This window comes from Undibacterium sp. Di26W, from assembly GCF_049340265.1.
GTDB lineage: Bacteria > Pseudomonadota > Gammaproteobacteria > Burkholderiales > Burkholderiaceae_D > Undibacterium.
This window is the reverse complement of the sequence record NZ_JBMPOR010000001.1, coordinates 448,253-472,442: the sequence shown is the minus strand read 5'-3', so window position 1 is coordinate 472,442 and position 24,190 is coordinate 448,253. Positions and strand designations below refer to the sequence as shown.

Sequence of the window (24,190 nt, the reverse complement as noted above, 5' to 3'; positions counted from 1 at the left end):
CTTATATGGCGAACGGCATGATGAGTGGCGTCTTGCGACCAGGGCAGCAATACGATAGTGCAACCGGCGATCAGGGCGTGTCCTATGGTCGCATCAAGCCAGAAGGGGTGGATACCACCCATGGCGCTATCCTGTACCTGGAGGATATCGTGGTTTCATTTGATGGTTTTAAGGCCATCAATAACCTGACCCTGGATATTTCAGTCGGTGAACTGCGTTGCATAATCGGCCCCAATGGTGCCGGTAAGACCACGATGATGGATGTCATTACCGGTAAAACCCGGCCCACATCCGGTACCGCATTCTTTGGCCAGACCATGGACCTGACACGCATGAGCGAGGTGGATATCGCTCATGCCGGCATAGGCCGCAAGTTCCAGCGCCCGACCGTGTTTGAGCAACACAGCGTGTTCGAAAATCTTGAGCTGGCCATGAAAATGGACAAACGCGTCAAGACTACCCTGTTTGCCCGCTTGAACAGCGAACAGAAAGACAAGATAGCGAGCATCCTGCAATTGATACGTCTTGATGGACAAGAGAAAAGACCGGCTGGCCTGCTGTCGCATGGCCAAAAGCAGTGGCTGGAAATCGGTATGCTATTGATACAGGAACCACAACTGATCTTGCTGGATGAGCCGGTGGCCGGCATGTCGGATGCAGAAACGGCTCGCACCGCCGAATTGCTGAATGAACTGCGCGGCAAGCATTCCATCATGGTAGTCGAACATGATATGGGCTTTGTCACCGAAATCGCCCAGCAGGGCAAGGTAACGGTATTACATGAAGGGGCTGTACTTGCAGAGGGCACCATGTCGCAGGTACAGGCAGATGAACGCGTCATTGAAGTCTATTTGGGACGCTAAGGAACATTGAACATGCTTGAAGTTAAACAATTGCATCAGCATTACGGTTCCAGCCACACCTTGCGCGGTATTTCATTATCTCTGAAAAAAGGAGAATGCATGGCTTTGCTGGGGCGTAATGGCGTCGGTAAAACCAGTTTGCTGAAATGCCTGATGGGGGTATTGCCTGTCACTGCAGGTAGCGTCACGTTTGAAGGCCGTGATATCAATAAACTGTCACCGCATGATAGAGCCAGGGCAGGGATTGCCTATGTGCCGCAAGGCCGTGAGATTTTTGCACGTCTGACCGTAGAAGAAAACCTGCTCATGGGCATGGCTAATCTGCCTGCACGCAAGGCAGGCAAAATCAAGGATGAGGTATATCAGCTTTTTCCCGTATTGAAAGAAATGCTGCACAGGCGCGGTGGCGATTTATCGGGTGGTCAACAACAACAACTTGCCATTGCCCGTGCCTTGCTGGCCGAACCCAAGTTGATTATCCTTGATGAACCTACCGAAGGTATACAGCCTTCCATCATCAAGGATATCGGTCGCGTGATCCGCCTGCTGCGCGAGCGCGGCGATATCGGTATCTTGTTGTGCGAGCAGTATTTTGATTTTGCCCGTGAACTGGCCGATCATTTTGTCGTGCTGTCGCGCGGTGAAGTGGTAGCCAGTGGTGGTCAGGAATTGATGGATAGTGATGACGTCAAACGGCATCTGGCGGTATAGTGCTGTCTTTACTTATTGCTAGCTAAACATGGATGTCTGTAGTCCGGCACTACCTTCAAGCACCACCAAATCACACTGGCAAGCCAGCCTGCAACTCGGCTTTAGCAGGGATGCGGACGTTACCCGCCTGACAGAGCGCAAACACAGCGGCCCCTTGCGCGTGCAAAAGCCACTGTATCCCGAAGGGGATGCAGTGTGTCATGCCATCATCATCCACCCGCCCGGCGGTGTAGTCGGCGGCGATCAGTTAACAATAGATGTCAAGCTGGCTGCTGATACCCATGCGCTGGTGACGACTCCGGGTGCGGCAAAATGGTATCGCAGCAACGGACACATATCAGCGCAGCATATCAAGCTAAAACTTGATGCCGGTGCACGGCTGGAATGGTTGCCACAAGAAACCATCTTTTTTGACGATGCCTGCGTCGATTTGCATCAGACCATCCACCTGGCCGCAGATGCCAGGCTGATGACGGCAGATATTTTCTGTTTTGGCCGTACGGCATCTGGTGAAACCTATAACAGCGGCAAGATCAGGCAGCATTGCAGCATTTACCGTGAAGATAAAATGATCTGGCATGAACAGGGCAGCCTGCAGGGTGGCAGTGCTGCCATGCAGAGCCCTTTGGGCTTGAACGGCAAATCGGTATCGGCGATGGTGCTGGCTTCCGGTGCCATGCTGTCTGGCGAACAATTGCAGGCTTTGCGTGAGCAAACAGCAGCCTTGTTGTCTGCACGTGAAGCGGACGCCCTGTGTGGCGTCACGCAAATGAAATCTGTCATTGTTGCCCGTTACCTGGGCAACTCCAGCGAAGTTGCCCGGCACTGGTTGCAACTGGTGTGGCGGCATTTACGCCCTGTTGTGATTGGGCGTGATGCTGTAATTCCGCGTATCTGGAATACCTGATTCGTAGAATTCATCCCGCTTCATGCAAGCCAGACCCACCAGGCTGGAACGAACTGCAATATCCAGTGGTGTGTGCGGTTCTTCCCCCAGGAAATCCAGCAATGCCTGGTTCGACAACTTGACAGGTGTACGCCACAAATAACGCATCTCCAGCATTTCTTTAAAAGTTTGCTGGAATGGCGCCAGCAGGTAAAACAAGGGCCATGGGAACCAGCTTGCCTTTAATGCCGGCTGGCCAGTGACACGACCTATGGCAGCGACCATCTGTTGGCCGTCATGGTCCCAATGGCCTTCCATGTGGAAGCGGGCAAAATTATCCAGTTCGTTTTCGCGGTCCAGCAGGCGCACCATGGTTTCTGCCACGTCCGGCAAGTAAGCCCATTGATGGCCGATACCAGCGCTGCCAGGGTAAGGGACTGCACTTACCGCTTTACCCGGCGTTACCAGTCCTTGTGAAAACCAGTTGTTGGCTGCCTTGGGACCAAAAAAATCACCGGATCTGACGATGAGGGATTTGACACCTTTGCTGGCGGCAAGGCGCAGACGGTGTTCCAGCTCTACCCGGATTTTTCCTTTTTTGCTAATCGGGAACTGTGAGGCGTTTTCTGCGATCAGCGGGAAGGCATCCGGGCCAAAGTTATACACGGTGCCTGGCAGCAGGATGCGTGCACCACTGGCTTTGGCAGCGGCGATGGTATTGTCCATCATCGGCAACACCAGTTTTTCCCAATCACGATATCCGGGTGGGTTGACTGCATGGACGATGATAGATTTCCCTGCTGCTGCACGCATGACATCTTCTTTCACCATGACGTCGCCAGTCAGCCAGATATGTGCTGCAGTTTTATCTTTCACTTGCCCGGGATGGCGATGCAGGGTCGTCACTTGCCAGCCGCGCTTCATCAACAGACGTGCCACTTCGCTGCCTATGCCGCCGGTTGCGCCCAGCACCAGGGCTTGTTTGTTGTTTTCGATCGTGTTTGATATTTGCAGATTCATTTTGATACTCCTTGTCGGTAAGTTGATGTAGTCATTGTGTATCTTTGTTTGGTTATATACAATTGCTTAAAATTGCATAGGTGATATACATTTTTGTATGGATGAGAAACATATCCACTGGGACTATTACCGTACTGCCCTGGCGGTACTGGAAGAAGGTTCATTGTCAGGCGCTGCCCGTGCCCTGGGTTTGACCCAGCCAACGGTAGGGCGGCATATCGAGGCGCTGGAACAGGCCTTGGGTACCAGCCTGTTCGTGCGTAACCAGTCCGGCCTGTCACCCACCATTGCCGCGCTGGCACTCAAGCCTTATGCAGAAAGCTTGCGGGCGATTGAAAGTGCCTTGCTGCGCAGCGTGTCGGCAGAGGCGAACGAGGTGCGTGGCACGGTGCGCATCACCGCATCAGAAGTCATGGGGGTGGAAATATTGCCTGCCATCCTGGCGGACTTGCGGCAAACTTGCCCAGAACTGAGCATGGAGTTACAAACATCCAACCTGACCCAGGATTTGCTCAAGCGTGATGCCGATATCGCCGTGCGTATGACCGAACCCTTGCAAGATGCATTGATCGCCCGCCGCGCGGGTACCATCAGTCTGGGTTTTTTTGCGCATGCCGGTTACCTCGTGCGTCATGGTGTGCCGGCTGACATGCAGGCGCTGAAAGGGCATAGTGTGATTGGCTTTGACCGCGAATTGCCGTATATAAGGGCCTTGCAAAAACGCTTCCCATTTATACGGCGCTCTGATTTTTCACTGAGGGCAGACAGCGATCTGGTGCAATTTGCAGCGATACGCAATGGCTATGGCATTGGTGTTTGCCAGCTTGGGCTGGCAAGTCGGGATCCACAGCTACAGCGGGTATTGGCAAAAGAATTTCAGATTGATATGCCGGTTTGGGTCGTCATGCATGAAGACCTGCGCTCAAGCCAGCGTTACAAGACCACGTTTGATCATCTGGTCATTGCCCTGCAAGCCTTGTTGGGCAACGCTTAGTTGCATATTTATTGCTTATCCATTGCTTCATTGGTCATGCCGTGATCAGGCTTTGATTAGCAGATCTGGATGTTGAATCGCCAATTCGCGCCAGGCATCAAAACCACCGGCAAATGGCCTGACATCCTGGAAACCCAGTTGCCTCAAGGTGTGTGCGGCATGTACTGCGGCGGCGTCCCCAGGGCAAGCGCAAATGGTGACGACCATTTCATGTTGTGGCCAGCCATTGGCCGCCAGGCCGACCTGTTTCATTTCGCTGACAGTGGCATGCGGGATGACGCCGGTTTCAGCAATCAGGGCAGGGCTGCGCAAGTCAATAATGCGTGGCATGCTGTTTCTTTTGATGGTGTCAGCCAACTCTGCCGGACTGAAATGCGGAATCGATGCCAGTTTTTCAAAGCGTTTTTTCTGCCAGAATTTCCAGGCCAGCCAGCACAGCAGCAAGCCCACAAAGACAGCGATAATGCGTATGCCATGCATGGACAAAAATGCCAGAGCGATACCGATTTGCGCTTGCAAGGCAAAGCCCGCCAGCAAAGCCACGCCGGCCCATAGAGCCGCACCAATGGCAGATGCCAGCATGAACGACGCGCGTGGCATGCCCAACGCCCCGGCTACCGGCGGTGCCACAGTAGAGAAACCAGGAATAAACTTGCCAACCACCAGCGACCATACACCCCAGCGCATAAAACGGGCTTCTGTCTGGTTCACGCATGAACCAGGATTAATCGACATCTTGCACAAGAATTTCAAGACTTTGTAACCAAAGCTTTTACCGGCCTGATACCAAACCAGATCTGCAATCAGTGACGCGGCGACGGCAGCCAGCAGCAACACGGCCAGTTGTCCCATTCCTGTTGCCTGACTGGCATTCAGCATCATGGTTGGTACAGCCGGCACGGGCAGGCCCAACTGTTGCAGCAAGACGTTAACAAACACCATCAAATTGCTGTGTTGATGAAAAAATTCTACCAGCCAGCCTTGGTCCATACCGATTCCGTTATTGATGATGCAGTGAGCAGGTGTCTGGGAACAAGCTGAATATCGCCCGGATATCCCTCTACCTGAAAGAAACTCTATTGTAGGGCATTGTGAGGTTTCGCATGTAAGATCGTAAATAGGTTCTAAGGCCTGTTGTAAAGTGTTGTCGCCACGCTTATGCAGCCAGTACCTGCGCTGATGATCCTGCCCTGGCAAGCAATTCTGCATACCTTGCTGGGTCTACGTTAGAGCCACAGACGATGACCGCTACCCGCTTACCAGCCAGTCTTTGTCGCAGGGGACCAAACAACCCGGCCGTAGCGACCGCGGCAGCCGGTTCAGCGACCAGTTTCACATCGTGATACAAGTCCGACATGGCAGCGCAGATTTCGTCATCACTGACCCTGACAATCTCATCCACGAAGCGTCGGCATACCCTGAAACTGTAGTCCATGGCATACGGTGCGCACAGGCTGTCGGCGATGCTGTCGACCAATTGCAGTTGTTCAGCCTGACCTGACTGAAAGCTGCGATACATGGCATCCGCCCCGTAAGGTTCAACCCCATACACGGCGCAATGCGGTGCCAGTTGTTTGACCGCAGCAGCAATGCCCGCACATAAACCGCCACCACCAATAGGGACGACGACCGCATCCAATTGCACCACCTGCTGCATCAATTCCAGCCCTACCGTTGCCGTGCCCAGGGCGGTCAGTGGTCCGTCATAGGGGTGGATCATGGTGCGCTGTTCTTCTTCGACGATGCTTTGTCCCGACGCAAATGCCTGGTGCATATCTGCTTCCAGTATCACTTCCGCGCCGTCGTGGCGACAGGCATTGATACGCGTAAGGCTGGCATGTCGTGGCAAGACGACTTTGCAAGACACGCCCGCAAGCCTGGCCGCATAAGCAACCGCCATCGCATGATTGCCGGCACTGACAGCTACCACGCCACGCTGACGTGCGGCAGCATCCAGTGCAGAGATGCAATTCAGAGCACCGCGCAGTTTGAAGGTACCGGTTTTTTGAAGCAATTCCAGCTTGAGCCAGACTTCGGTGTCGGGTTCCAGTTTGTTGAGGGCCGTGCCGGTCTGCCATTTCCAGACTGGCGTATGCAAAACCTGTTGCGATAATTTGGCGGCCGTCTGGCGTATATCTGCCAGGGAAGGGTAGGGGTAGTCATTTCTTTGGGTATTTAAAACGGTGGATGACAAGGATGCAGGGGCGTGCAAAGGCCTGTCTGTAGCGACATGAGACATAAAAACTCCAGTATGGAAATCAGCAAAAAAACCGCGAACAAATCATGAGCAAATTGTGAATGCTCGCGAGTTCACGACATCAGAACAATGATGTGCGGAAGGGCCGCCAGGCATCGGCATACGCCGTAGCTTAACGACCCGGAATAATTCGAATAATGGAAATGTCGCAGATGGAAACAACCGGCAGCGCAACTGCAAGCACAGCAGCACATGCGGCATCAATAGCGCATGAGTTTGTGTTCAGCAGGGGATGAGGAGTTGCGTGCATGGGAAAACTTTAACTGATCTTGGCTGGGATGGCAAGGGTGATTAGTCAAGCAGATTGGTTTTTTGCTGCCAATGGCACTTGACTCATGAAATGAGCTAATATTTGAAGGAGCAAAAAATTATCGTATTCGTATTTCTGTGGTGTGACAGAACTCGTGGAAGGTGAGTGCAAGTGCAAAAAATAAAAATTTCAAATGAAATTAAGCTGATCATTGTCTTAGTTGTTGCTGTAGGAGCGTCAATCCCCCTTTTGGTTAATTTCTTATTGGTTCAAAGCGACGCATTTCAGACGGCTAAAACCTTTTTACTGGCCTCGCAAGAATTGTCGGGGTTGATTGGTGAACCTGTTGAATCAGTTCGTTTGTCTTGGTGGGACGGCGTCTCTCTGGAAATGAACAATGACAATGGCAATAAAAGTGGATCGGCTTTCTTTGCCATTGCGTCAAAAGGGCATTCGCGAGAATTAATTGTACACACTACACTTAAAGTCGAATCCGGTTACTGGGTAGTGAAATCTGCGACAACAAAAGTGAATGATGCTTCTGAAATTGAATTGATGAAATAGGAAGACGATCCGTAATCAAAATCTTTCAAGCCGTGGTTGTCCGGGTGCAGACATGAAATGTGGGAGCCGCTGATTCCATGTACATGGAAAGCATATATCTTGCTGCCTGCACTGGACGCATTGGTTAGTATCCAAGGCGGTACAATCACCGTATTGCAAACGCGCCCAGAGACTGTCATGAGTGAATTCTAATTATTCTCGCTGACGCTCAAAATCCATAACCCAGTTGGTTTCCCAGGTGTCGCCACCATCAATTGAAAATGCCTGTTCCCAGCGTGGCATGTCGGGTGCGGGCACAGTCCATAAGAAGCGTACGCGTATGGGCTGGCCAGCAAATGTATCGTCGGCATAGAATTCACCGATTCCATTTTGAAACCGGCCGCGCATCGGTGTGTCGAGGTGGCTGGGGTAGCGGGCATCCAGCCACCAGATAGACCAGGTGCCACTGCCAGCATCAAAACTGCGCAGGGTAGCGGCGCGGTAGGGGGTGTCGGGCATGTCTAGCTGGTTGTCATCAAAATTACCTGCGCCACCCATAATCTTGATAGTGGATGTGGTGCCAGTAAATTCCTGCCAATCCTGGCAATGGGCCAGTCTTTCTTTCAGGCGGCGATGCTTTGCATTCCAGTTGCCTATGAAAAAATCGAAATCGGCTGCGCCTGTCGTGTTGGTCGATGTAGACATGGTCTTCCTTTAATGGTGTGGTATTGCTGTGCCGGATTGGCACTGTGAACATCTTATTGTTAATATAGGACGAAATTGATCCTAATTAATGTCTATACTTACGACATGTCTTCCATTTATCATCCGACCACGCGTGTTCTGGCAGTGCTTGAGCTGTTGCAGGCACATGGCCGCCTTGGTGGGGCCGAATTGGCAGCCATGCTGAATATTGACAGACGCAGCCTGCGACGTTATATCGTCACGCTGGAAGAAATGGGCATACCCGTGATGACGGAACGTGGTCGTTACGGTGGTTATGCCTTGATGCCCGGTTTTAAATTGCCACCTATGATGTTCAGTGATGAAGAGGCATTGGCGCTGACCACAGGTTTGATAGCGGTACGCAGATTGAACCTGGTGGATGCGGCACCGGCAATTGCCAGCAGCCTGGCCAAGTTGCAGCGGCTGTTGCCTGATAAGTTGAAACGAAAATTGCAGGCAATGGAAGAGGTGGTGCAACTGGATCTGGCACCGTCTGCCACACCGGCAGACAAGCAGGTGCTTGGCAGTTTGAGTGAAGCTGTCATGCAACAGTCAAGGGTACATCTGGAATATCGTGCAGCCGACGGCAATGTCAGTAACAGGGATTTTGATGCGTATGGTGTGGCCTTTCATGCCGCTTATTGGTATGCAGTCGGGTTTTGTCATCTGCGCAAAGATACACGCAGCTTCCGGCTGGATCGTGTGCTGAGGGTGCATGCTCTGGACGCAGGTTTTGAACGCCCCGCACGGTTCAACGTGGTGCTGCATTTACGCAAGGCCGTGGCGACGATACCGCGTGCATTCAGTGCCGAGGTATTGCTGAAAACAGATATGCACACAGCCAGCGCTCATTTATCTGATGCGATAGGTGTATTGGAACAATGCAGTGAAGGCGTATTGCTGCATAACCAGTCGGATGACCTGGACTGGTTGGCGCGACAATTGGCGGCCCTGCCATTTGAATTTGTGATTCATAAACCACAACAGTTGCGCGTGGAGATGAAGGCCTTGGTCAAACGACTGGCAAATCAATTGGCAAAACAATTGGTAAAAATCTAGGGGCAAAGCCATGAGGCGTACGTAGGTGCAAATGCAAGCTTAAGGCAATAAATTCGCCTCCATGAAATATAAATCGTCATATAAAGAGGAAAATATTCATTAAAAGGCTTGCTTGCTGAAAAGACTTGTGGCAAGATTTAATTACTGAAACAAAAAGCCCTTTTTAAACTGAACGGAAATGATCGTGAAAACCACTTCTCAACCAGCACCTTTAGCAAACTTGCGCCTGACAGCGCGGGCCGGGTTGTTGCTGAATTGGCTGGCCGGCTTGATTTCTGTGAATGCGGTGAATGTAGTAAAAACGGCGTCGCTGATTCCTGCGGTATCTGAGGCATTTACTGTGCCAGCCACGCAAGGTGCCGGCCGCGCACTCACATGTTGTGCTGATACTTGCGAGCCTGGCTATCAAGACTTTAGCTATTACTGGACACGCATGATTGACATCCGGGGGAGTAACCCCTGACATTATGGAAGCGAGCGAAAGCCTGCTTCATGATACGAAAGCTGAAAAGCCCGGATGCCTGAAAAGCACCGGGCTTTTTTGTTTTTTGTTTTAACGGTCTGCAGATCAGCTTGCGCTATCGCAGACCCAGCAGTAGAACCCGCCGTAAGGCGGTCGTGCCGGAAAACACCGGATAACACGGGATTCTTTAACAATTCGGGAAGATGTAATGATGAGCTCTGTTCATGATCCATACAACTGGATCGTGAACAGAGATGACATCTCAACGTGCATGACATCTCGCCATGCCGCGTAATGCAGGAATGACGCTATGTCATCCAGCAAGAATGGATTGATATTCCGCTATGGACGCGGGACTGTCTGTAAAACAGTTGCTTCGGCTGGCCAGGTTCGATTCCTGGGCGATCCACCATCAGTATTTCTTGTGCTGGCTCTAAAAGAGCCGGAAGAATTACTAAATTTAAAAAATAGAATAAAAATAAAAGAAGAAAAATTATGTTTACGATTTATTGGACCATCGTTTTTGATGGACAACGCATGGCCTGCAGCAAGGAATTTGGCCATGATGAAATGACCAAGGCACTGCATTTTGCAGAAGCCTTGCGCGCAAAGCAGCGCAATGGCCTGGCGATATGCCATATCACCATGTCATCTGAAAACCCGGATTCTGTCGGCCTTGCCGGCGTGGCCGAAACAGATTCCAGCTATGCGTGGAAAAAACGCAGGCAGTGATGCTGTCTATCCCGGATACCGTGTTATCAAACGCATTGCATGCGTATAGGTGTTTGCCTGGTTGCCTGAGTGGTCAAAAGGCGCAGTCTGCAAAACTGTTGTTCGCCGGTTCGAATCCGGCACCAGGCTCTTTCTCAACACGTGTTCCTGTGATGGAAGCGATTTAAAACAAGCTCGACACCTTCGTCGACAAACATTTATGCAGCGTAAGGCAAATGAAAATACCTCACGATTTTTGTTTGCTGTCACCTTGGCTGATGAGCGCTGCGCCATTTTGTAGCCCACTAACTCGCTGATGAGGCGGTGGAGTGAGATCTTTTGCAAGACTTGACCTTGCGCTCAGTTGTCACGGATAGATAGCGAGGGCAGGGCATTGGCTGCAAGCAGTCATGGGACGCGAAGTTGATTCTGCATGACCCCAGATGCAGCCCGGATTTATCCTTTGGCCGATGAGGTTCGTGTCGGCCTGAAAAGCTTTATACGGCGATGGCAATTAGTCGCTACAATGTAATAGCCAACCCTCGTCTTCCCGAATTGAAAACATCCCAAAGAAACAGGTGATGTATGCAACAAATACTGGTTTTAGACATAGCAGGAATACCATACGACTGGATTAGTCAGAATGACGCTGCGACCCATTATGCTGCCCAAAAGGTGGCGTGGGACATCGGCGATCAGGTCTTGATGCTGCGTGGGGGTTATAACAAGAATGGCGAACAGTCAAAAATCGTCGTTCGTCCCATCATTTCCATACGCAATAGTGAACGCATGTCGAAGAATAACCGACATCAAATTCCTCTTGGCGATGGTAATCGTCTGCTCTACGCGCGTGACAAGTATATCTGCGCCTATTGCGGTGAAAAATTTGCTTACCACGAACTGTCTCGTGATCACGTGCTGGCGCGCTCACGTGGTGGTAAGGACGTGTGGGAAAACTGTGTCACCGCCTGCCGTATCTGCAATCAAAACAAGGGCAGTAAACTGGTACATGACTTCAAGCCATTGATTTATGTACCGTACGCACCCTGTCGTTTTGAGCACTTCATTTTGAGTGGACGAAACGTGATTGCTGATCAGCTGGATTATCTGACCGCCAAATTGCCGCGCCATAGCCGTCTGCTGTAATGCGGGCGGCATGTCCCTGATAAGTAGAAAGAAATCCATGTAACATGTATTGTAAATATATGTTACATGGATTATGATGCCGCCAAGGAATTTAAAAAGAGGATTCCTTTCCTGTTTCATCCCATTCGTTTAATTTAAAACATGTATAATAAATACATCATATGAGGCATTATGTTAGATATTTCTACTCGTGAGTTGGTTAAGGCCACGGTCCCGGTTTTGAAAGAGCATGGCGTTACCCTGACACGTCACTTTTACACACGCCTGTTTGAACACAATCCTGAGCTAAAGCCGGTATTTAACCAGGGTAACCAGCAATCTGGCAGCCAGCAGCAGGCCCTGGCAATGGCCGTGCTGGCCTATGCTGAACACATCGATAACCCCATGGTTTTGATGCCGGTACTGACGCTGGTGGCGAACAAGCATGTCAGCGTTGGTATCCGGGCAGAGCACTATCCTATCGTCGGCATGCATTTGCTGGCATCAATCAAGGAAGTGCTGGGAGATGCCGCCTCGGATGAATTGATCGCTGCCTGGGCCGCCGCCTATGGGCAACTGGCCGACGTACTGATCGCCCAGGAAACCACCATTTATGCGCAAGCCGCAACTATCCCAGGTGGCTGGACAGGCTGGCGCAGCTTCGTCATCAGCCAGAAAACTCCAGAAAGCGAAGAGATCACTTCGTTCTACCTGCGTCCGGCAGATGGTGGCAAGGTACCTGCATACCGTCCGGGGCAATATGTGTCGGTCAAGGTGTTTGTGCCGGAACTGGGCATCATGCAGCCGCGCCAGTACAGTCTGTCAGCAGCACCTGGCGGTGAATCCCTGCGCATCTCAGTGAAACGTGAAGCCGAAATGGCGGACAAGCCTGCCGGATTGGTCTCGAACGTATTGCATCGTGATTTGCATGAAGGGGCCATACTGGATCTGGCACCTCCCATGGGCGATTACGTCTTGCATGAAGACCGCGAGACCCCGGTTGTGCTGATCAGTGCCGGCGTGGGCGTAACACCCAAGATGGCGATGCTGGAACATTTGCTACAAAACAAGACATCACGACAAGTCCGCTTTTTGCATGCTTGCAGACACGGCGGCGTACATGCATTCAAACACCATGTACGCAAGCTGACCGGGTCGCATGCCCACGTCAAATCCCTGATTTACTATGAAACGCCAAGGGCAAAGGATCAGCCATCGGTGGACTTTGATTACAGCGGTCGCCTGAATCTGCAAGCTGTCGCAGCCGATGTCATTTTGCCTGAGGCCGATTATTATGTTTGTGGACCACGTCCTTTCATGCAGGCACAAATTGCCAGCCTGCGCGCACTGGGCGTGGCAGCCGATCGTATTCACAAGGAAGCTTTTGGCAGCGGTGGATTTGCGCAATAAACCAAAGAAATGTGATGAAATAAATTGACGTTATATCGGCATGCTGCTAAAGCGTCAATTTTTATGGCGACAATGCATGAAGCTTATCTTTCAAGGACTTTGGCAACTGTATTATCATGCGACCTACCTCCTGATTCGAGAATTTTTATGCAACTAACCCACTTTACCGATCTTGGCTTGCGCGTGTTGATGTACTTGAGCCATAAGGAAAGAGTAGAACCTGTGACGATTACCGAAATTGCGACGAAATTTGCGATTTCGCGTAATCATCTGGTCAAGGTAGTGCATTTCATGGCGCAAAAAAGCTGGATCATTACCACCAGGGGTAAAGGTGGCGGCATGGCGCTGGCACAGCCTGCAAAAAATTATCGGCTTGGTACAACGATACGGGAACTGGAAGGAGAGAGTGCCTTGATTGATTGCGCCAGTCCGCCATGCGAGTTACGCGGCAATTGTCAGTTAAAGGGCATACTGGATCAGGCTTTATCAGTCTTTTATGCTCATCTTGATACCCATACGCTGGCAGATGCAGTCGCTGGCAATACGCATGAAGCTATAGTAATGCTACACAAATTGGGTTTTGTTGATCGCTCACAAATCGGACGTGATGCGTCGATAAAGCGTGATTGAAGATTCCAGGTGATGCCCTGTTTGCATCACCTGTATCCTGTTTCATCACTTGGCCAGCACCGTAGGAAGAATGGCTTCCAGTTCACTTGCCCACACTTCATAACCTTCAGCTGACAGATGCAGTTTGTCTTTGCTTAAGCCTTTCCAGTTATCGCCGGCAGCAGGAAATTTTTCTGCCAGGTTCAGATAGAAAATATCTTTCTGATCAGCCAGTGGGACCAGCAAACCATTCACCGTTGCCATTTTTTCTGTGGCACGGGCATTTGGTAAAATACTCAGCAAAACGACTTTGATGCCAGTGAATTTTTTCTGGGTGGCGGCAATTACCGCCTTGACGCCATCGGCTATGTCTTCCGGCGTATCGTTCTGATTATTGGTACCTATCAGTATGACTGCCGCCTTGGGGCTGAAGGCGGATAAATCGATGTTTTCCAGACGCCAGATGGTATGTTGCGTCTTGTCTGAACCCAGTCCAAAGTCGATGGCACGTTCTTCAAAATGCTGTTTCCATACCGGCGAGCCGGCACCCCAACGCCATTGCTCGGTAATGGAGTCGCCGATAAAAATCAGGTCGGCCGGACGGTTTTTCCTGAGCGTTATATAGTCGTTGAAATAGATCTGGTAATTGATTCTTGGGTAGTAATTCTGATCACTGGCAACCGTGGTCGCTTTGGCAGGCGTAGACACCGGTGCGGAACTGACCTGTGCATTGCAGAAGGACGCAACCAGAAGGGCAGACAAAAATAAACGTTTCATGATGTGCTCGTTAATATGTTCGTAAATGAGTGAAGTTCGGAATGAAGTTCGTCAGGAAAAAGCTTTACTCTGCTTGCGGCGATATGACGCCAGCCTTGAGTGACAAATAATTGTTCAATCCATTTTTGGACAAACCCTTGATGCCGGCAACGACAGATTCTGCATTGATTTTGGCACCGGCAATATTGGTGTGGGTACGCTGGTCGCTAAACAGGGTTTCGACTTTTTCCTTGCCCAGGACATCATAGGTCTTGCCAGTGATCGCGGTGACGTCAATCAGGGGTACTTGCGTTTCTTTGGCAACAGCACTTGCCAGCTTGCGGTGTTCAGCAAAATCATTGGCCCATTCTTTATGCGGTACCGGTGTGGCAAGGATGACAGAAATGCCCTTGGCTCTGGCGTCCTGTATGTATTTCTTCAAATACCAGCCATAGCTGTGTACGACCTCGACGCTGCCATCAGGTTTGGTGATATTTTCAGTTTCTTCACCAGCGCTGCGTATGCTGCCACGAAACTTGCCTTTGACATCCAGCGGGCCGACATCATTGTGCCCAAACTGCACCAGCACAAAATCACCGGTTTTCATTTCACCCAGCACTTTATCCCAGCGACCTTCTTGTATGTAGGTGCGGCTGCTGCGGCCACCAATCGCACGGTTGATGACATTGATCTTGCTCAGGTCAAAGTAGGGTGCTATTTCATCGGCCCAGCCACGCATGGGTGCATCACTGCGGGCAGTGGAATCACTAACGATAAAGAAAGAGGGCAGTTTGGGATCAATCGCCTGCTTGGCTACCTGCTTGGTTTCTTCGACTACCGGCCTGTCGTCTTCCTTGCTGGCCTGCGCCGACGCCAGACCAGCGAAGGCGAAGAGGAGTAAGAACTGCACGGCTTTGCGCCAGGATAAGGCAAGTATATTGCTAGTGATCATAAAAACCTCTTTGTAGACAATGGAGCAGCAAACATAGGGATATGGTTCGGCATAAAAGACTTAACTGCCATCCGGCTTTTTGATACTGACCATGGCCGGGCTGGCCGGAATGAAAAATGATTCTGGCGCATCGGGTTTGGCAGGGTCAAAACTGTCTACCCCGGCGAGGATGGATTTCGCCAGAGGCAATTTGGCTTGCCGCACAGTTTCCACGATGCACTTGGCCAGTTCATAAGCGCCGTAGGCATTGTGATGCGTACCGTCGCCCGGTTTAAATGCCAGCAAGGATTTTTCCGGCCCCAGTGCTTCATAAAAGACCTTGCTCATGGCGTGCAGATCGATCAACGGCAGGTTTTCTTCTTTGGCCGCTTCACGAACAGCATCCGGATAACCCTTGTGTGAATTGGTGATGACTCCACCTTCAAATGTACGGCGTTGCACCTGGGTGACCAGTATCACTTGCACATGCTTTTCGGCCAGCGCTGCGGTATAGATTTTGAGATTGTTTTTGTAGGTCGCTACGTCCACCGCCTTCATGTCATTGTGCCCGAATTGAATGAATACATAGTCGTAAGGCTTGACCAGGCTGAGTACTTTATCCAGCCGGCGTGCTGATTTGGAAGAAGCCAGGGATTCACCAGATTGCGCATAATTGGCGACACTGACATCTGATGAAAAAAAGCGCGGCAGCATCTGCCCCCAACTGGCGTAGGGTTCGCCTGGTTGGTCGGTGACGGTAGAGTCGCCCAACAAATACAGGGTAGGCAAGTTGTCTACACGTTCGATATCGATGGCATCTACGCTAGGGCGCGGGCCATTGAATTCCAGCGTCAGTTTGTCATCCCAGGTAAATTGTTCTTCCCCGGTTTCGCGTGGCTTCAGTTTGACTTCGCCGCCACCAGCAATACCGGGACGGCGTACGTTGACGACGAAGCTCCTTTCTATACGTTCACCTTTTTTTGTTTGGGCTTTCTCCAGCATCAGACGACGGGTTTCTGCTTTGACGGTGGTTTCAGATGCTTCATCGGCATCACCCAGCGTGAGTTTGACACGATAATTTCCCTCTGGCACAGCAACGGAAAACAAGAAGGGTTTGGCGCTGCTGACGCCATTGCTTGTTGTCGTGACCTGGGCGCCATTTTCAAAGCCATATCCAGCTTCTGCCGAATACATGGCATCCGTCTTCACCGCAGTGGACTTTGTCCTTGGTTTCGCGCTGAAATCAAATGAATATGTTTGTGCATGGAGTGCATTGCTGAAGGCGACGCTGCTAAGAAAAACAAACAGGCTGAAAGTAGGCAATTTTTTCATGGAGCTCAGATCAGGAAATGGATACAGCAATAAAAAATACCTGCAAATTATTCACGCATTTTAGGGCAGCCATGTAGCAAAGTGTGTCACCCAGGAAAACAATCAATGCTGTGATTGGCATCAAATGAGAGCGGCCTGGCGACAGGAATCGACAGGCCGTTGATTGCTGTGCCGCAGCAAAGGTGTATCAGGGTTGTGCGGGTGGAGGGCGACGCATTTCCTGGCGGTTATTTCCAGCGCCACTTGGCGTAACACCACCAAAGCGATACGACAGGCCAATATAAATCAGGCGACCGTCATAGCGGCGGATATTGCGTTCTTTAAGTGTGTCTGTATCGACGATGGTCTCTATTTTGTTGGAATTGAATACGTCAGTGACGTTCAACACCAGATTCAGGCTAGGCGTAATCGTGTGGCGCAGGCTGAAATTGGCGGTGGAGTTGGGTTGGCGATAGCCTTCGCCAGACAGCGTTTTCCCTTGGGCATTCAGGCTGACTTGCAACTGATCCTGTTCGGTCAACTGGTAATTGAAACGCCCACGGAGGCTTAAGGATGATGCCGAACGTGTGATTTCCTGGCTGCTTGTAGCCGGGATTTCCTGGCCGTTTGCATTCAAGATTCTTGGGCCACTTGTAGTCAGAATTTTTTGTTCGATAAACAAGAGGTTGCCGCTGGTATTGATGGAAAGTTTGGGCGTTAACTTACCACTGAGTGTGAACTCGATACCGCTGGAATGATTGCCACCACCGTTTTCCAATGTCGTCAGAACGACAGTGTCGCTGATGGGGATTCTACGAGACAAAATACTGTCGCTTTCTGTGCGATAGTAACCGCGGATATTCATATCCAGCCCGATAACCCTGGTTTCATACGCCAGTTCAAAAGAATCTGTCTGTGCAGGTTTCAATTTTGGGTTGCCACTTGATTCATTGAAGTCATCGCGATAGACGATGAAAGGATTGAGTTCATTGGCATTGGCGCGACGGATGCGGTGGGCATAGCTGAAACGTATGGTGGTATCGTCACTGGCCTTGTAACTGGCAAAGAAGCTGGGAATGTAGTTAATGTAGTGATTGGTCGCTTCTATGCGTGCCGTCAATTGTTGAATATCGATATGCGTGTACTCTGTTCTCAAGCCTGCCAGTACGCCCCATTTTTCATTCAGGCGTAATTGATACGATCCGTACAGCGCAATATTGGCTTCATCGAGGTTGTAGCTATTGGTTCGTGACGGATTCAGGATGGCTGAATTGCTGATAGGGTCAATATTAAAATAGCTGGTATCAAATTCGCTTTTGTTGTTGGCTATTTTGTAACCCATTTTTAACAGACCCTGATCATCGGGACGTTCATAGTCGCCGGTAAAGTCAACGATCTTGATGTTGTTGGCATTATTTTGCTTGCTGTGTACATCAGGAAAAGCGCCGGGATTGATCGCATACACGTTGGAATACGCGTTGGAACTGGCATTGTCCGACCCTGAAACGCGCAAGTCCACCCGCATGATTTCGCCGTTGATATCGCCCTTGTGGTCATAGCGCCCACCCCAGCTATAATTGGTGCTTTCGCCACCGCGCTGGGTAGAGCGCACATAGTCACTATTGATTTGGCCAAAGTTCAGATAATGATCTGTCGATTTCTGGTCATTGTTGCGTCTGGCATAGGAAAAATTGGCAGCCAGCGTGTCCTTGGTGCCGATGTTGTACGTGATCGCGGCATTGATGCCAGAAGAATTATTCAGACCGGCAGAACTGGATGTCTGAGTGCTGTGCTGATCAGGATTAATCAGGTCGCGGACGGCCTCACCGACTGAATTTCTACCATCGTGGCGGAAGTTGACACCACCCTGTATGCCAAACGGGCCTTCATGATAACTGCCAGATACGGCGCTATTGTAGCGACCTGCTGATCCGACATTGGCATTGACGACACCGAAACCACCGGGCTGGCGATTACGTCGCATGACCAGGTTGAGAATAGGTCCGCCACCACCTTCGTTGCCAAACTGTGCGCCGGGATTATTGATCACTTCTATTGATTCAATGTCGTGCGAAGGCATGGCATTCAGTGATGCGCCGCGGTTATCACCCTGCATCATGGCAGACGGTTTGCCATCGATCAGGATTTGTACTTTGGTGCTGCCGCGCAGGCTGACCGTACCATCCGGGTCGACCGACACGGATGGGATATTGTTGAGTGCATCGGCTGCTGTACCGTTGGTGCTGGCAACATCCGCTTTGATGTCATACACCTGGCGATCGATACGATTGCTGGGACGTTCTCCCTGCACGGTTACGGATGGTGGTTCGGCACTGCTGTTGGCTGGTGTATCAGATGCAGCAGGTGCAGCAGGCTTGGTGTCGGCTTTGCTGATTGTGCCTGTTTTGCTGTCGGTCTCTTCCGGTTTTGTTTCCGCAGGCTTGGCTGGTGCGGTGGGGTTAGCAGCTTTGGCTGGTGTTGCTGCTGTTGCCGGTGTAACGGGTGCAACTGGCTTGTCCGGGGTTTGGGCATAAGCAGTTTGTCCCACGCAAAAGGCTTCTGTGATCAGTGCACCCAATACAAGATTGCGCGTGGCCTTACCACCATGGCGGACAAATTGTGTTACAGCTATGTTGTATATTTTTTTGCGGTGTGTTGTCATGATTTAGGTTTAGTTATACACCAATGAATGAAATTGCCAACACTATGACGCAGAAATGCCAGGGTAGTTCCACTTGCTTTGTATCAGTTTGTTGTCAGAAGATGGGTTTGTCTCATTTGTTCAATCATTGTCGGTAGCATCCATTTTTTTCAGGTCTGCCATCGAAGGAATATAGTCACCAATCAGTGCCAGATTCTGTATCGCGGCCAAGCCCCATTGTGCGGTGTCGTTGGTACTGATCCAGGGCACTTCATCGACGGGATTGAGGCTGTCGACACCCTGAACACGTATGGTTTTCAGCAATGGGCCGGGAACGCCACGGTTGCCAAAGAACTCGCGCCATGCGCGTTGTGCCAATGCAGGGTTTTTGTTTTTCCAGGAGACATAGGCTGTGAGCCTGGAATGACCGTTACGTAAAGCATTACCCGCACCGTGCGGCATACCCAAAGCATTAATCTGTTCCTGTTTGCCAGCATTAAAGAGTTCACAATACTGTAGCCATGCCTGCACAAACTTGGGTTCGTCAGTCAGGGTCACCAGTTCAGCAAAGATTTCTACTGCACCAAAGACGGCATTCAAGTGGCTGGCTGACGCCCGGTTGCCAAAGACATTGATCAGATGGCTGGTGTCCGCGTCGTAGGCAAAGCTGTTGCCATTGAAAAAGCCGTGCGGCATTCCTGCAATATCGCGCATGCCTGTCAATATCTTGTTGCGGTACTTGATGTCGCCGCTGCGTTCCCATTCGGTCAGCCAGTTGCCGGCGAGCGAGCCCCAGTCTGTGCCGAAGCCGGCATGCGCCTTGATGTTGCGGATATCTTCTTTGGGTTTGAGCTTGCGTGCCGGATCCGTGGTTTCCAGTTTTTTGTCGGCATCTATCAGTGAATGCATGATGTCGCCTATGCGTTCATCTGCCGTCAGGTAATAATAAAAACGGCGATATACGGCGGCGCTGATGCGCAACTGCTTTGCACTACAACCCCAGTGCTGGACATTATGACGTGAACCCAGGCCGGCAAACTGGCCCAGGTGGTGGGTGTCGACTTCACTGGTATGACGAACCATGGCTTCGGCAAAGCGGAAGATGTCTGCCCGCCCGGTGCGCAGGAAAGAGTACCAAAGCCACAGGTCGGGGGACAGTTCGGAATTGTCCCAGGCAAAACCGCCGACGTCGTAACGCCATTCATGCCGGTCCAGATCATAGGTATGGCGGATGTCGCCATAATCCCAGAAGCCATACCAATGGCGCTGTTCGACTTGGTTCTTGTAAAAATCAAAGCGGAAATCGAGTTGATCTTCAAGTGCGGCTTTGACCGGATGCGAGCGATCAGGCAAGCTCCATAGTCCGCCAAATACGCCGGTTGCCAGGAAATGACTGGGCTTCGCCACCAGTTGTGGCGGCGTCTGTATGGCGTCGGCAAACCGCACCAGCTTTTCCCTTGATGGGGTGGCGGCACATACCCACAAGGTGATTTCGCTGCTGCGGGCTACACCCATGGGGCTACCAAATCCTTTTTCATAATCTTCGTAGGTTATTTCCAGGCCTTCACGTTCCTGGTCATGGGTTTCCATACCCATGCCGTCATGATAAAAGCGTAAGTCCATGGCCGGGGCATCCGGTGACCACATCCAGACAGTGACCTGGGCTGTGTCAGTATGCGCCTGACGGATATCCAACTGGGTAGGATGACGTTGCCAGAAATCGCGCAAGCCAAAGGCGATTCCGCCGCTGACACCGCCAATGTAGCCGGTGCCGGGCGACCTGTGCCCCCAGGCTGCTTCTACCCAGCCATAGCCGGATTTGGTACGTTTGCGTATCTTGAAACCGTCTGCTGATTGTTGAGACAGGGTGTAATCACCCCATGCCGGTACCAGGTGGATCAGGCGCTGTATCACTTCAGGGAATTGTGTCAGTGGTGGACATGCCAGTCCTGCCAACTGGGCATTGCGTACCGCCGGGCCAGGGTCGCGCCGCAGGCCTGTCATATTGCGTACGCCTTCTGCCCACAAGCCTGTGTTTTCACCGGCGAATCGCACATGTCTGTCATGCAGTTCATCACGCATGGCGACATCGAAGCGCAAGCCTATACCACGCAAGAAGTCACGCTGTTCATCACCATCATAAACAAAGCTGTGCATGATGCGTACGGTATCTGCACCGGCATAGAAATACAGCCTGACCACGAAAGGTAACCATGCGCGATTGGCATCCTTATGCATGCCTTCGATCTTCAATACGGCACGTACCGGGCCATTTTGCTCAAGACTTACCTGACTGATATTGCTGATGTAATTGTGCTGGCGGGTAGTGCCGCTTTCGCCGTCAGGCTGGTCATCGGTGACGACGACCAGGTGGCCGTTGCGCATGATTTCTTTGCCATTACGTTGCACGCTGCGGATAAACTGCGCCCCCTGAGTGGCAACCTCACAAGTCATTATGCCCGTATCAATTACAAACCCATCTTTGCTTTGCTTGACGCTGACGATTTTTTCAGATGGCAAGGCGGTTGTAGCTACGGGTTTGACCTGCAATTCCGAACCCAGGCTGACGCCGGCGGCCACTGCATGTGCGGTCCACTTCAAGGAACCATCTGGCCAGTATGCCAAGGGCCAGCTTTGGATAGGCAAGTCTTTGCCATCCTGATTGATCAATTGAAATTGCTGGCTTTTAGCGATCTTGCCGCGCGGCCAGGGCACGCCAACCGTGGTACCTGTCAGTACCTGCGGGGCCTTGGCTTCCAGCCAGTTCAGGCGTATGAACTCATCTGCTTTGACTGCAGTACCGGCATCGCCCGCAGACAGATTCTGTGCTTGCAGGGAAGATATTTGGCTGGCAAGTGCCGTGGCTGCCGTTGTTTTGATGAAACTGCGACGCGTTAATTTAAACATTATTCATTACTTTGCATGTATGAAAAAAGTGGTACTTGCTCTTGGCTTGTTTTTGGCTTCTTTTTGGCTTTTTTTGCCACAGACGATCAAAGAGTCAAGGCTTATCAGGGCGTATCAAGGCGTATAGATGGGATCAGGTTTGGTCGCAGTCATGCCGTCACCCAGATAAAAACTAGGGTGGGGAGGCTGGTTGTAACCGGCATTTTGTCCCGCGACCTGCATCCTGTATTGCGGATTGTGCATCAGGCTGGTGATACGATGCGGTGTCGGTATGGTGGTGCTGAATACCAGCAGGGCAGTGTCGTCACTATTGCGCCAGACGACTTCTTCGCGCCAGTCACCAAACAAGTCAGCCGACAGCACTGGCGTGGATTTGGTACCATTGTTGGATGCAGCATTGTAAGTCGCGCCATTCAGTAAACGTTCGAAGGCGAAGGCTTTCGGGTTCCATTTTTCTATCAGGGTGCCATCCAGCGATTCACGCAACAGATCACCATCCCACCAGACGGCGAAGTTGACGCGGCGTGGATGCTGGGGCGAAATTTCGACGCCGCCGGCACTCATCAAGCCACCAACGGTTCCCCAGCATTCTTCGCCGGGGTAAGCAGGGTCTATATCCATGCAGACACCACGACCTACATCGGCACCTTTGCCGTCTACACTCCAGAGTATTTTCCCGGTAGCGGCATCATGCATTTCCAGTCCGTGCGGGCCATAGCAACTTGGCGTTTCATGCACCATGTAGATTTGCTGTCCCGGACGATTGGGATCAAGCTTGCCTACGTGCAGGGCATCACCATGGCACAGGCCGGTGCTGTACAGCATTTTGCCATTGCTGCCGACAGTTGCCGCACCATAGATGAGATCGTCCTTGCCATCACCATCGACATCGGCCACCGACATCCAGTGCGCGCCCTGGTGGTTGACCGGGCCACCTTCGATATCGCTGTCAAACGTCCAGCGGCTGCTGAGTTTGCCATCACGCCAGTCCCAGGCCGCAATCACTGCACGGGTGTAATAGCCCCGCGAAAAAATGGCGCTTGGACGTTCACCGTCCAGAAAGGCCACCGTGCCAAGAAAGCGGTCTACCCGGTTGCCATAAGTATCGCCCCAGGCTGCAACACTACCACGTGCAGGGATATAGTTGCTGCTGGCCATGGCCGCACCGGTCATGCCGTTGAAGACAGTCAGGTATTCGGGGCCGGCTAAGATATAGCCTTTGTCGTTGCGATAATCGGCAGTGGCATTACCTATGACTTTGCCCTTGCCATCAATGGTACCGTCTGCAGTTTTCATCATGACTTCTGCCTTGCCATCTCCATCGAAGTCATACGCCAGGAACGTGGTGTAATGCGCGCCAGCGCGGATATTCTTGCCCAGATCGATACGCCACAACAGTTTGCCATCAAGTTTATAGGCATCCACATAGGTATTGCCTGTGTAGCCAGCTTGGGAATTGTCCTTGGCATTAGTGGGCTGCCATTTGACGATGAGTTCATATTCGCCGTCGCCATCGAGGTCGGCGGCAGAACCATCATTGAGTACATAGCTGTAACTTGATCCATCAGGCGTGATGCCATCAGCCGGTTTTTGCACAGGTATGGTTCTATACAAAGTATTCCATGTGCTTTTCGGCGCATCTGCCAGCATTTCGGCACCGTCAATGACTGGGCGTACGGTATAACTGCTGACCGGTGTACCTGCTTCATCGGTGAAATTGGTTTCGCGCTGGGGAATGCGGTTTAATTTATCCTGCCCACGATAAATATTGAAACTGATATTGTCAGGATCGGTCCCCAACAAGCGCCAACTGATGAAATTGGCTTTGCCGGTATTGATCGCGACGACACCGCGATCCAGTTTTTCCATCTGCTTGCCGCGCGGCGATGCACTGGCAATGCTTACGGCCTTCGCTTTAACGACGGCAGCGGTAGCTTCGGCCTGCACCTGGCTACTGTAAACACCAGCCAGGCTGGCGAATACCAGGACGCCGGTCAATACATGATTGATTTTCATA

21 protein-coding genes and 2 tRNA genes are annotated in these 24,190 nt (G+C 51.4%); 13 read left to right on the top strand and 10 right to left on the bottom strand.

Annotation, left to right across the window (positions count from 1 at the left end):
• The first annotated feature begins 20 nt into the window (after nucleotides 1-20).
• Genes urtD through ACO0LM_RS01935 form a run of 3 tightly spaced genes read left to right on the top strand, consistent with a single transcriptional unit; the run spans nucleotide 21 to nucleotide 2,481 of the window.
• Nucleotides 21-863 carry an urea ABC transporter ATP-binding protein UrtD gene (gene urtD, locus ACO0LM_RS01945; protein WP_423033996.1) on the top strand — a complete coding sequence of 281 codons (843 nt, stop codon included), beginning with the start codon at nucleotides 21-23 and terminating at the stop codon, nucleotides 861-863.
• A gap of 12 nt (nucleotides 864-875) precedes the next feature.
• The gene (gene urtE, locus ACO0LM_RS01940; protein ID WP_423033799.1) at nucleotides 876-1,574 is read left to right on the top strand and encodes an urea ABC transporter ATP-binding subunit UrtE; all 699 of its coding nucleotides are present in this window, start codon (nucleotides 876-878) and stop codon (nucleotides 1,572-1,574) included.
• A gap of 28 nt (nucleotides 1,575-1,602) precedes the next feature.
• On the top strand, nucleotides 1,603-2,481 hold the full coding sequence (locus tag ACO0LM_RS01935; RefSeq protein WP_423033797.1) for an urease accessory protein UreD: 879 nt from the start codon (nucleotides 1,603-1,605) through the stop codon (nucleotides 2,479-2,481).
• Here the strand turns inward: ACO0LM_RS01935 and ACO0LM_RS01930 are convergent.
• Entirely contained in the window at nucleotides 2,425-3,480 is a 1,056-nt protein-coding gene (locus tag ACO0LM_RS01930; protein ID WP_423033795.1) for an NAD(P)H-binding protein, read from the bottom strand. The two genes, ACO0LM_RS01935 and ACO0LM_RS01930, sit on opposite strands and share 57 nt — an antisense overlap.
• Nucleotides 3,481-3,577: 97 nt before the next feature.
• Here ACO0LM_RS01930 and ACO0LM_RS01925 point away from each other — a divergent pair, with 97 nt between their 5' ends.
• Nucleotides 3,578-4,474 carry a LysR family transcriptional regulator gene (locus ACO0LM_RS01925; RefSeq protein WP_423033793.1) on the top strand — a complete coding sequence of 299 codons (897 nt, stop codon included), beginning with the start codon at nucleotides 3,578-3,580 and terminating at the stop codon, nucleotides 4,472-4,474.
• 45 nt (nucleotides 4,475-4,519) lie between these two features.
• Here the strand turns inward: ACO0LM_RS01925 and ACO0LM_RS01920 are convergent, their stop codons facing one another.
• Complete coding sequence (locus tag ACO0LM_RS01920) at nucleotides 4,520-5,464, bottom strand: VTT domain-containing protein (RefSeq protein ID WP_423033790.1); 945 nt, start codon at nucleotides 5,462-5,464, stop codon at nucleotides 4,520-4,522.
• 166 nt (nucleotides 5,465-5,630) lie between these two features.
• Nucleotides 5,631-6,713, bottom strand: a complete 1,083-nt coding sequence (locus ACO0LM_RS01915; protein ID WP_423033788.1) for a threonine ammonia-lyase — start codon at nucleotides 6,711-6,713, stop codon at nucleotides 5,631-5,633.
• 439 nt (nucleotides 6,714-7,152) lie between these two features.
• Here ACO0LM_RS01915 and ACO0LM_RS01910 point away from each other — a divergent pair, with 439 nt between their 5' ends.
• The gene (locus ACO0LM_RS01910) at nucleotides 7,153-7,545 is read left to right on the top strand and encodes a hypothetical protein (RefSeq protein WP_423033786.1); all 393 of its coding nucleotides are present in this window, start codon (nucleotides 7,153-7,155) and stop codon (nucleotides 7,543-7,545) included.
• A 192-nt stretch (nucleotides 7,546-7,737) separates the two neighbouring features.
• On the opposite strand, the gene ACO0LM_RS01905 is transcribed toward ACO0LM_RS01910, so the two are convergent.
• The gene (locus ACO0LM_RS01905) at nucleotides 7,738-8,229 is read right to left on the bottom strand and encodes a DUF1579 domain-containing protein (protein ID WP_423033784.1); all 492 of its coding nucleotides are present in this window, start codon (nucleotides 8,227-8,229) and stop codon (nucleotides 7,738-7,740) included.
• A gap of 105 nt (nucleotides 8,230-8,334) precedes the next feature.
• Here ACO0LM_RS01905 and ACO0LM_RS01900 point away from each other — a divergent pair, with 105 nt between their 5' ends.
• From ACO0LM_RS01900 to ACO0LM_RS01865, 8 genes are all read left to right on the top strand, one after another.
• A complete protein-coding gene (locus ACO0LM_RS01900) occupies nucleotides 8,335-9,309 on the top strand; it encodes a helix-turn-helix transcriptional regulator (protein ID WP_423033782.1) in 975 nt (324 codons plus the stop codon).
• 184 nt (nucleotides 9,310-9,493) lie between these two features.
• On the top strand, nucleotides 9,494-9,772 hold the full coding sequence (locus tag ACO0LM_RS01895) for a hypothetical protein (RefSeq protein WP_423033780.1): 279 nt from the start codon (nucleotides 9,494-9,496) through the stop codon (nucleotides 9,770-9,772).
• A gap of 328 nt (nucleotides 9,773-10,100) precedes the next feature.
• Nucleotides 10,101-10,184, top strand: a tRNA-Tyr gene (locus ACO0LM_RS01890).
• A gap of 83 nt (nucleotides 10,185-10,267) precedes the next feature.
• Nucleotides 10,268-10,504, top strand: a complete 237-nt coding sequence (locus tag ACO0LM_RS01885) for a hypothetical protein (RefSeq protein WP_423033778.1) — start codon at nucleotides 10,268-10,270, stop codon at nucleotides 10,502-10,504.
• Between the two features lie 55 nt (nucleotides 10,505-10,559).
• Nucleotides 10,560-10,633 (top strand) — tRNA-Cys (locus ACO0LM_RS01880).
• A 435-nt stretch (nucleotides 10,634-11,068) separates the two neighbouring features.
• On the top strand, nucleotides 11,069-11,629 hold the full coding sequence (locus ACO0LM_RS01875) for an HNH endonuclease (RefSeq protein ID WP_422981496.1): 561 nt from the start codon (nucleotides 11,069-11,071) through the stop codon (nucleotides 11,627-11,629).
• A gap of 171 nt (nucleotides 11,630-11,800) precedes the next feature.
• Nucleotides 11,801-13,018: an NO-inducible flavohemoprotein gene (hmpA, locus tag ACO0LM_RS01870; protein WP_423033776.1), complete on the top strand. Its 1,218-nt coding sequence runs from the start codon at nucleotides 11,801-11,803 to the stop codon at nucleotides 13,016-13,018.
• Between the two features lie 147 nt (nucleotides 13,019-13,165).
• Nucleotides 13,166-13,648: an Rrf2 family transcriptional regulator gene (locus ACO0LM_RS01865; protein ID WP_423033774.1), complete on the top strand. Its 483-nt coding sequence runs from the start codon at nucleotides 13,166-13,168 to the stop codon at nucleotides 13,646-13,648.
• A 45-nt stretch (nucleotides 13,649-13,693) separates the two neighbouring features.
• Here the strand turns inward: ACO0LM_RS01865 and ACO0LM_RS01860 are convergent, their stop codons facing one another.
• The 6 genes from ACO0LM_RS01860 to ACO0LM_RS01835 all read right to left on the bottom strand — a co-directional run bounded on the left by ACO0LM_RS01860 (nucleotide 13,694) and on the right by ACO0LM_RS01835 (nucleotide 24,189).
• The gene (locus tag ACO0LM_RS01860; RefSeq protein ID WP_423033772.1) at nucleotides 13,694-14,404 is read right to left on the bottom strand and encodes a GDSL-type esterase/lipase family protein; all 711 of its coding nucleotides are present in this window, start codon (nucleotides 14,402-14,404) and stop codon (nucleotides 13,694-13,696) included.
• 64 nt (nucleotides 14,405-14,468) lie between these two features.
• Nucleotides 14,469-15,335, bottom strand: a complete 867-nt coding sequence (locus ACO0LM_RS01855) for a rhamnogalacturonan acetylesterase (RefSeq protein WP_423033770.1) — start codon at nucleotides 15,333-15,335, stop codon at nucleotides 14,469-14,471.
• A 60-nt stretch (nucleotides 15,336-15,395) separates the two neighbouring features.
• The gene (locus ACO0LM_RS01850; RefSeq protein ID WP_423033768.1) at nucleotides 15,396-16,646 is read right to left on the bottom strand and encodes a rhamnogalacturonan acetylesterase; all 1,251 of its coding nucleotides are present in this window, start codon (nucleotides 16,644-16,646) and stop codon (nucleotides 15,396-15,398) included.
• A 187-nt stretch (nucleotides 16,647-16,833) separates the two neighbouring features.
• Nucleotides 16,834-19,173 (bottom strand): TonB-dependent receptor domain-containing protein, encoded by a 2,340-nt coding sequence (locus ACO0LM_RS01845; protein ID WP_423033766.1) that lies wholly within the window; start codon nucleotides 19,171-19,173, stop codon nucleotides 16,834-16,836.
• 234 nt (nucleotides 19,174-19,407) lie between these two features.
• On the bottom strand, nucleotides 19,408-22,173 hold the full coding sequence (locus ACO0LM_RS01840; protein WP_423033764.1) for a Tat pathway signal sequence domain protein: 2,766 nt from the start codon (nucleotides 22,171-22,173) through the stop codon (nucleotides 19,408-19,410).
• Nucleotides 22,174-22,287: 114 nt separating this feature from the next.
• On the bottom strand, nucleotides 22,288-24,189 hold the full coding sequence (locus ACO0LM_RS01835; RefSeq protein ID WP_423033762.1) for a rhamnogalacturonan lyase: 1,902 nt from the start codon (nucleotides 24,187-24,189) through the stop codon (nucleotides 22,288-22,290).
• Between the last annotated feature and the right edge of the window lies 1 nt (nucleotide 24,190).

Coding starts and splice junctions, on each gene's coding strand:
- ACO0LM_RS01835 (WP_423033762.1), bottom strand. CDS start 24,189: ATGAAAATCAATCATGTATTGACCGGCGTCCTGGTATTCGCCAGCCTG.
- ACO0LM_RS01905 (WP_423033784.1), bottom strand. CDS start 8,229: ATGTCTACATCGACCAACACGACAGGCGCAGCCGATTTCGATTTTTTC.
- ACO0LM_RS01855 (WP_423033770.1), bottom strand. CDS start 15,335: ATGATCACTAGCAATATACTTGCCTTATCCTGGCGCAAAGCCGTGCAG.
- ACO0LM_RS01860 (WP_423033772.1), bottom strand. CDS start 14,404: ATGAAACGTTTATTTTTGTCTGCCCTTCTGGTTGCGTCCTTCTGCAAT.
- ACO0LM_RS01850 (WP_423033768.1), bottom strand. CDS start 16,646: ATGAAAAAATTGCCTACTTTCAGCCTGTTTGTTTTTCTTAGCAGCGTC.
- ACO0LM_RS01875 (WP_422981496.1), top strand. CDS start 11,069: ATGCAACAAATACTGGTTTTAGACATAGCAGGAATACCATACGACTGG.
- hmpA (WP_423033776.1), top strand. CDS start 11,801: ATGTTAGATATTTCTACTCGTGAGTTGGTTAAGGCCACGGTCCCGGTT.
- ACO0LM_RS01865 (WP_423033774.1), top strand. CDS start 13,166: ATGCAACTAACCCACTTTACCGATCTTGGCTTGCGCGTGTTGATGTAC.
- ACO0LM_RS01915 (WP_423033788.1), bottom strand. CDS start 6,713: ATGTCTCATGTCGCTACAGACAGGCCTTTGCACGCCCCTGCATCCTTG.
- ACO0LM_RS01935 (WP_423033797.1), top strand. CDS start 1,603: ATGGATGTCTGTAGTCCGGCACTACCTTCAAGCACCACCAAATCACAC.
- ACO0LM_RS01900 (WP_423033782.1), top strand. CDS start 8,335: ATGTCTTCCATTTATCATCCGACCACGCGTGTTCTGGCAGTGCTTGAG.
- ACO0LM_RS01930 (WP_423033795.1), bottom strand. CDS start 3,480: ATGAATCTGCAAATATCAAACACGATCGAAAACAACAAACAAGCCCTG.
- ACO0LM_RS01840 (WP_423033764.1), bottom strand. CDS start 22,173: ATGTTTAAATTAACGCGTCGCAGTTTCATCAAAACAACGGCAGCCACG.
- urtE (WP_423033799.1), top strand. CDS start 876: ATGCTTGAAGTTAAACAATTGCATCAGCATTACGGTTCCAGCCACACC.
- ACO0LM_RS01925 (WP_423033793.1), top strand. CDS start 3,578: ATGGATGAGAAACATATCCACTGGGACTATTACCGTACTGCCCTGGCG.
- ACO0LM_RS01885 (WP_423033778.1), top strand. CDS start 10,268: ATGTTTACGATTTATTGGACCATCGTTTTTGATGGACAACGCATGGCC.
- urtD (WP_423033996.1), top strand. CDS start 21: ATGAGTGGCGTCTTGCGACCAGGGCAGCAATACGATAGTGCAACCGGC.
- ACO0LM_RS01920 (WP_423033790.1), bottom strand. CDS start 5,464: ATGGACCAAGGCTGGCTGGTAGAATTTTTTCATCAACACAGCAATTTG.